Annotated in this window: 7 protein-coding genes and 1 pseudogene; all 8 read left to right on the top strand. The window is 43.9% G+C overall.

What is annotated here, in order from left to right; all coding sequences use genetic code 11:
• A pseudogene (locus tag V7D75_RS06545) lies at window positions 1-465 on the top strand (benzoate 1,2-dioxygenase electron transfer component BenC); the annotation flags it as partial.
• Window positions 466-524: 59 nt separating this feature from the next.
• Window positions 525-1,304: a 1,6-dihydroxycyclohexa-2,4-diene-1-carboxylate dehydrogenase gene (locus tag V7D75_RS06540; protein ID WP_333613902.1), complete on the top strand. Its 780-nt coding sequence runs from the start codon at window positions 525-527 to the stop codon at window positions 1,302-1,304.
• Window positions 1,305-1,393: 89 nt separating this feature from the next.
• Window positions 1,394-2,623, top strand: coding sequence for a benzoate/H(+) symporter BenE (gene benE, locus V7D75_RS06535; protein ID WP_333613901.1), 1,230 nt, complete (start codon window positions 1,394-1,396; stop codon window positions 2,621-2,623).
• Window positions 2,624-2,735: 112 nt separating this feature from the next.
• Window positions 2,736-3,458 (top strand): 3-oxoacid CoA-transferase subunit A, encoded by a 723-nt coding sequence (locus V7D75_RS06530; protein ID WP_333613900.1) that lies wholly within the window; start codon window positions 2,736-2,738, stop codon window positions 3,456-3,458.
• 26 nt (window positions 3,459-3,484) lie between these two features.
• Window positions 3,485-4,150, top strand: a complete 666-nt coding sequence (locus V7D75_RS06525) for a 3-oxoacid CoA-transferase subunit B (protein ID WP_333613899.1) — start codon at window positions 3,485-3,487, stop codon at window positions 4,148-4,150.
• Window positions 4,151-4,167: 17 nt separating this feature from the next.
• Window positions 4,168-5,403, top strand: coding sequence for a 3-oxoadipyl-CoA thiolase (gene pcaF, locus V7D75_RS06520; RefSeq protein ID WP_333613898.1), 1,236 nt, complete (start codon window positions 4,168-4,170; stop codon window positions 5,401-5,403).
• Between the two features lie 82 nt (window positions 5,404-5,485).
• On the top strand, window positions 5,486-6,265 hold the full coding sequence (gene pcaD, locus V7D75_RS06515; RefSeq protein ID WP_333613916.1) for a 3-oxoadipate enol-lactonase: 780 nt from the start codon (window positions 5,486-5,488) through the stop codon (window positions 6,263-6,265).
• Window positions 6,266-6,540: 275 nt separating this feature from the next.
• On the top strand, window positions 6,541-7,555 hold a 1,015-nt coding region (locus tag V7D75_RS06510; RefSeq protein ID WP_333613897.1), incomplete at its 3' end, for an MFS transporter.

Raw genomic sequence — 7,555 nt, 5'->3', positions numbered from 1 at the left:
GATAATGCGACTATAGGTCAAGAGATTAATTTTGAGGGTCCATTTGGCAGCTTTTATCTGCGCCCCCTAATCCGCCCGACGCTATTTCTAGCTGGTGGTACCGGTATTGCGCCTTTTCTATCGATGCTAAAAAGTTTAGAAGTGTCTGGTGCTCATCATCCTGTCAGAATGGTCTATGGTGTAACTAACGATTTTGATCTGATAGAAGTCGAAAAGTTAGAAGAAGTCAAACAAAACCACCCTTGGTTCGATTATCGTACTTGTGTGGCAAGTAATGACAGCAGCCACGAGCGTAAAGGCTATGTCACGGGGCATGTTGAAAACGAATGGTTGAACGATGGCGACGTCGATGTGTATTTATGTGGTCCGTTAGCTATGGTGGATGCGGTGAGTAATTGGTTAGACAGCAGTAATACAAAACCAAGTAGTTTTTATTATGAAAAGTTTACACCTAGTGAACAATAACCTAGCTTACCCGTATTACTCTACTAGCAAAGCATGAGCAAGATTTTTAGGAGACTGTCATGAGTAAAAGATTTGATAATAAAGTATGTATCGTTACTGGTGCCGCCCAAGGCATCGGACGCGGAGTCGCATTACGCTTAGCAAGTGAGGGCGGAAAAATCGTCATGGCAGACTTTTCTCCATTAGTAGAAGAAGTGCTGGCTGAAATCATCGCCAATGGTGGAGAAGCCGTTACCATTCAAGTTGACCTTGAAATGTATCAGGGCGCTAAAGAGGCTATTGATAAGGCACTTGATAGCTATGGGCGTATCGATATATTGGTCAACAATGTCGGCGGCGCAATATGGATGAAGCCTTTTACCGGCTTCTCTGAAGCAGAAATTCAAAAAGAAATTAGTCGCTCATTATTTCCAACATTATGGTGTTGCCATGCAGTATTACCAACGATGGTCAAACAGCAGTCAGGTACTATTGTTAATGTCTCCTCTATCGCTACTCGCGGTATCAACCGCATACCCTACTCGACAGCGAAAGGTGGCGTAAACGCTATGACCTCATCAATTGCCTTCGAATACGCACGTGATGGTATCCGTGTTAATGCAGTGGCAACGGGTGGTACTGAAGCTCCACCCAGAAAGATTCCACGTAATGCCAAACCACTAAATGATGATGAAAAATCATGGATGAATGCGGTGGTTGACCAGACGATTGATCGCACCTTTATGAAGCGCTACGGCACCATCGACGAACAGGTGAATGCTGTTGCGTTTCTGGCCTCTGATGAGTCTTCTTATATTACTGGCAGCACGATTCCTGTAGGTGGCGGCGACGAAGGCTAATAATTAATCTGCCAATAAATAGCATGAACCTGAATTTGTCATCCCAAACTGTTAATCCCATGACCAATGCTAATTTGCAAGGAAGCAATATGGCCTCTGTAATCCAAACCTTAAAAAGCGATTGGTCGCTCTCCGCCTCGGTTGCAGGGTTCTTAGCGGTTCTTATTTCTTATGCGGGTCCTTTAATTATTTTTTTTCAGGCTGCACAAGCTGCACAAGTATCAGATGCCATGATGGCGTCTTGGATTTGGGGTGTCTCCATCGGTGCTGCCATTCCCGGTATTTATTTATCTATTAAATATAAAACACCGATTATTACAGCATGGTCAGCACCTGGTACCGCTCTACTGGTTACTCTATTTCCACAGATGAGTATCAATGAAGCTGTTGCTGGTTATATTATCTCAGCGATTGTCATATTTATCGTTGGAGCAACAGGTTACTTCGACAAAATATTAAAATGGATTCCTAATGGTATCGCCGCTGGCATGATGGCAGGCATCTTATTTCAGTTCGGCTTAGAATTATTTGTCGCAACTGATACCATGCCATTTATCGTCTTTAGCATGCTCGGTTGCTACTTATTAGCCAAACGTTTTTCACCGCGCTATACGATGATCTGGGTATTAATATGCGGTGTCGTCTTAAGCGTTTTATTTGGCAGAATGAACCCTGTAAATTTCAATTTAGCCCTTACCATACCTACTTTTATTGCACCTGAATGGTCGTGGAACTCAACGTTTAACCTCGCTATACCACTCATCCTTGTGAGCTTAACTGGTCAATTCTTACCCGGTATGGCTATTTTAAATCTAAGTGGTTATGACACGCCAGCCAAACCCATTGTCGCCATCTCAAGCCTTTCATCGTTAGCAGTCGCTTGTGTTGGTGGTATTACCATTGTGCTTGCCGCTATAACTGCCGCGCTTTGTACTGGTAAAGATGCTCATGAGATTAAAGAGAAACGCTACATAGCAGGCGTTGCTAATGGCATCTTCTATTTATTTGGCGGTTTATTCGCTGGCAGTATCGTGATGGTATTTAGCCTATTACCAAAGGAATTGGTCGCCGCCTTAGCTGGTCTTGCATTAATCGGTGCCATTTCTGCCAATATTACGCTCGCTATGAAAAATGATGAGCAAAGAGATGCAGCGTTAATTACCTTTTTGGCGACAGCATCGGGTATGAGCTTTTTGGGATTAAGCTCTGTGTTTTGGGGCATTCTTATTGGCATGATTGCTCACTATATTCTAACCAAAAAACGCCTACTACCCACTTCATCGGCCTCATTAAAGAGCGCTAATAATGAAGCCCATTAAGAATAGTGCTCTTAGGACAAAACTTAAATAGCCTCAGAGCAGCGACTCAACCTATACACCGTTTATCAATCTTAAAGACACTACCTCATATGACTTTTTATAGGATATAAACATGATTAACAAAGCAGATAAAAATATCACTGACGTACTTAGTCAAATCAAAGATGGCGCCACCATCATGATTGGTGGCTTCGGTACTGCAGGGCAACCAGCTGAACTCATTGATGGACTTATTAATTTAGGCGTAAAGGATTTGGTCATCATTAATAATAATGCTGGTAATGGCGACCATGGCCTTGCCAAGCTCTTAAAAACGGGTGCTGTGCGTAAGATAATTTGCTCTTTCCCGCGTCAATCGGATTCTTGGGTATTTGATGAGCTTTATCATGCTGGCAAGATTGAGCTGGAGCTAGTACCACAGGGGAATTTGGCTTGTCGTATTCAAGCAGCAGGTATGGGACTCGGTGCGGTATATACGCCCACAGGTTTTGGTACTTTACTCGCAGAAGGTAAAGAGACGCGAGAAATCGATGGTAAAGACTATGTTCTTGAATATCCCATTAAGGCTGATTTTGCTTTAATTAAAGCTTCTAGAGGCGATCGCTGGGGAAACTTGGTGTACCGCAAGTCTGCTCGTAACTTTGGTCCAATTATGGCAATGGCAGCTGACGTGACTATCGCCCAAGTCTCCGAAACGGTTGAGCTTGGTGCGCTTGATCCTGAACACATTATTACGCCGGGTATTTTTGTGCAGCATGTGGTGCAAATTCAGCCTACTAGCACTGAATCTGCTAGCGCTGAACTTTCTAGCACAGCTACTACAGCCACCGCTTAATACTGCCAACTATAAGGAGCGTCATCATGAACCATACTTCCTACACCGTTTTGACCCGCGATCAAATCGCCGAGCGTGCTGCACAAGATATTCCAGATGGTGCCTATGTCAATTTAGGTATCGGACTACCGACCAAAATTGCCCAATACCTACCGGATGATAAAGATGTATTTTTGCATTCAGAAAATGGTTTACTAGCTTTTGGTCCTCCGCCCGCTAAGGGCGAAGAAGACCCCGAACTGATTAACGCCGGAAAAGAGTATGTCACCATGCTAGATGGCGGCAGCTTCTTTCATCATGGCGACTCTTTTGCGATGATGCGCGGTGGTCATCTTGATATCTGCGTACTAGGTGCATTTCAAGTGGCTGAAAATGGTGACCTAGCCAATTGGAGCACCGGTGCGACAGATGCAATACCGGCTGTTGGCGGCGCTATGGACTTAGCCGTCGGTGCCAAAAAAGTCTTTGTGATGACCAACCACACCACCAAAACTGGCGACCCTAAAATCGTCAGCGAGCTTACCTACCCTGTGACTGGTAAAAACTGCGTTGATCGTATTTATACTGACTTATGTGTCATTGATGTCACTGATAAAGGTTTAGCCGTCACTGAAATGCTCGATGGTATGAGCTTTGCGGACTTACAAGCATTGACTGGTGCGACGCTAATTGACGCTACAAATTCAAAATAATAAAAAGGACAAGGATAATGAATGATTCAATCACTGGTTTAAATGATGCTTATATTATCGATGCCATTCGCACCCCTTTTGGACGCTACGGCGGCGCTCTAGCACAGATACGCGCTGACGATTTGGGAGCTATCCCTATCAAGGCATTAATGGAACGTAATGCCAATGTCGATTGGGTACAAGTAGATGACGTTATTTACGGCTGTGCCAATCAAAGCGGTGAAGACAATCGCAACGTCGGGCGTATGTCATCGTTGCTAGCCGGCTTACCTTACCAAGTGCCTGCGACCACTGTTAACCGCTTGTGCGGCTCTTCAATGGACGCCTTAGCCATCGCGGCACGCGCCATCAAAGCTGGTGAAGCTGATTTAATTATCGCAGGTGGCGTTGAGAGCATGAGCCGTGCGCCATTGGTGATGGGTAAAGCAAATAAACCTTTTGAGCGTAGTCAAAAGTTAGAAGATACAACCATGGGCTGGCGTTTTATCAATCCAAAGCTTGACGAATTGTATGGCACGGAAACTATGCCGCAAACCGCTGAAAATGTCGCAGAACAATTCAATGTCAATCGCGCTGACCAAGATGCTTTTGCCCTACGTAGTCAACAACGGACCGCAGCGGCGCAAAAGGCAGGGTTTTTCAAAGATGAGATTACTCCAGTCAGCATCCCGCAACGCAAAGGCGAGCCTATCACCGTCGATACTGACGAGCATCCTCGTGCTGATACCACGCTTGAGAAGTTGACCAAACTGCGCCCTATCGTCACCTCAGATGGCACCGTGACGGCTGGGAATGCGTCAGGTATCAATGATGGTGCAGCAGCTTTTCTAATAGCATCAGAGCAAGCGGTGAAAAAGTTCAATCTAAAGCCACGTGCACGTATTGTGGCCTCAACTACGGTAGGCGTTGAGCCACGTATTATGGGCTTTGCTCCAGCACCAGCGATAAAAAAACTACTGGTAAAAATTGGACTGTCACTTGATGAGATGGATGTCATTGAATTAAACGAAGCCTTTGCCGCGCAAGCTCTCGCTTGTACGCGTGACTTAGGGTTAGCTGATGACAGCGCGCGTGTCAATCCAAACGGCGGTGCGATTGCCCTTGGTCATCCACTCGGTGCATCGGGCGCACGTCTTATTTTGACAGCGCTTAATCAGCTTGAACATAATAGTAAGCATTATGCTATTTGCTCGATGTGTATTGGGGTTGGACAAGGCATTGCGATGATTATTGAACGGGTTGTCAACGATTAGAGAGTGCTATCCATCAATATCGCTCAAACCACCCACCATTACTACTGCAATGACATTACCATGATTAAAAAGGATAATAATGATGCCCATATTTGACAAAAAAGACGTTGCCCTAAACTATGCCACTTTTGGCGATAGCAGCAATCCTGCTCTGATATTTTCTAACTCTTTGGGCACTAGCTATCATATGTGGCAGCCGCAATTTGATGCCTTACAAAACGATTACCTTATCATCTGCTATGACACCCGTGGTCATGGTCAGTCTTCCACACCAAAAGGCCCTTATCGTTTAGATCAGCTTGGACAAGACGCTATTGATTTGCTTGATTATCTAAACGTCAATAAAGCGTTTTTTTGTGGCATCTCTATGGGCGGTATGACAGGTCAATGGTTAGCTATCAATCACCCTGACCGCTTCCATCACTTAATGCTATGCAATACCGCCGCGAAGATTGGTAATGAAGCGGCTTGGGTAGATCGGGCAAAATTGGTACGTGAGAAAGGATTAGAACCTATTGCATCGACAGCTGCTTCGCGTTGGTTTACAGCAAGTTTTATCGATAATTATCCTGATGTAGTTAAAGCATTATCTGACGCTCTCGTAGCTGGCAGTGGCGAGGGTTATGCCAGCTGCTGTAAGGCATTATCTGTCGCTGATACTCGCGAGCAATTACAAGATATTCGTGTACCCGTCACAGTGGTTGCAGGTACTGAAGACCCTGTGACCACAGTTGCGGATGGTCAATACATGGTTGATCATATCCCAAATGCAACACTCACGACCATTAATGCCTCACATATCTCAAATATTGAACAGCCTGACGTGTTCAATCAATTAATCAAACAATATTTTCATGACTAATAGAGTTACGGATACCATCAGATTTTTTAGTAATAAAAAAATAGTCTAACAAATAAGAGCTTAAATCTTTCATTTAGTTTAAGAAAAGCACCTGCATATCTAAAGGATATGTAGGTGCTTTTCTCTTTTACCACATGTCACCGCCCTTTATTAAGTTACGTCAAAATCTATACCTTATAGGTATAAATTAATACTCAGATGGTTTTTGACTTGCTTGATAGAAAACAATAACTTAATAAAGACTTATAGGGATATTACCCACGGAGAAAAAAAGAATGGACTCACCTACTTTAAACATCAATAGAGTTATTGATGAAGCCAAATTTGCACCTTTTCACTGGAAAGTCTTATTTTGGTGTTTATTGATTATTATCTTTGATGGCTATGATCTTATTATTTATGGTGTAGCATTGCCCCTACTCATGGAGGAATGGTCATTAACCGCAGTACAAGCAGGTTTTCTTGCCAGTGCGGCACTTTTTGGCATGATGTTTGGCGCTATGATTTTTGGAACACTCTCAGACAAGATTGGACGCAAAAAAACCATTATGATTTGCGTCGGCTTGTTCAGTAGCTTTACTTTTCTTGGTGCTTTTGCTGGTGGTCCAATACAGTTCGCCACTTTGCGCTTTATTGCAGGCCTAGGTATCGGTGGTGTTATGCCTATCTGCGTGGCTTTAACCTCCGAATATGCACCAAAACGTATTCGCAGTACTTTAGTTGCTATAATGTTTAGTGGTTATGCCATTGGAGGCATGGCATCGGCATTATTAGGCTCGTTTTTGGTGGTAGATTTTGGCTGGGAGATTATGTTTTATATCGCTGGCATTCCAATGCTACTTTTACCAATCATTTGGAAAATGTTGCCTGAATCTTTGATGTATTTGGTAAAAGAGAAGCGAGATAAAGAAGCCAAAATTATTGTTAAAAAATTGGCACCGCAAGAAACGATTACCACTTCTACCAGTTTGCTATTGGACGAGCCGACCAAAGGCGATGATGCACCAATTAAAGCCTTATTTCTGAAAAACCGTGGTTTCACTACTATCATGTTTTGGGTCGCTTTCTTTATGTGCTTACTGATGGTGTATGCCCTTGCTAGTTGGTTACCAAAACTAATGATTCAGGCAGGTTACTCACTAGGTGCAAGCATGCTGTTCTTATTTGCACTCAATATTGGCGGCATGGTGGGAGCTATCGGCGGCGGCATACTGGCTGATAAATTTCATCTTAAACCTGTCTTAGCCATCATGTTTGCCCTAGGCGCTGCGGCGTTGATACTGCTTGGCT

The organism is Psychrobacter sp. (assembly GCF_036731945.1).
Taxonomy (GTDB): domain Bacteria; phylum Pseudomonadota; class Gammaproteobacteria; order Pseudomonadales; family Moraxellaceae; genus Psychrobacter.
This window is presented reverse-complemented; position numbering and strand designations above follow the sequence as displayed.

What these genes read in the sequence shown, in the direction of transcription:
- pcaF (WP_333613898.1), top strand. Translation starts at nt 4,168, where the DNA reads ATGAATGATTCAATCACTGGTTTAAATGATGCTTATATTATCGATGCC.
- benE (WP_333613901.1), top strand. Translation starts at nt 1,394, where the DNA reads ATGGCCTCTGTAATCCAAACCTTAAAAAGCGATTGGTCGCTCTCCGCC.
- V7D75_RS06540 (WP_333613902.1), top strand. Translation starts at nt 525, where the DNA reads ATGAGTAAAAGATTTGATAATAAAGTATGTATCGTTACTGGTGCCGCC.
- pcaD (WP_333613916.1), top strand. Translation starts at nt 5,486, where the DNA reads ATGCCCATATTTGACAAAAAAGACGTTGCCCTAAACTATGCCACTTTT.
- V7D75_RS06525 (WP_333613899.1), top strand. Translation starts at nt 3,485, where the DNA reads ATGAACCATACTTCCTACACCGTTTTGACCCGCGATCAAATCGCCGAG.
- V7D75_RS06530 (WP_333613900.1), top strand. Translation starts at nt 2,736, where the DNA reads ATGATTAACAAAGCAGATAAAAATATCACTGACGTACTTAGTCAAATC.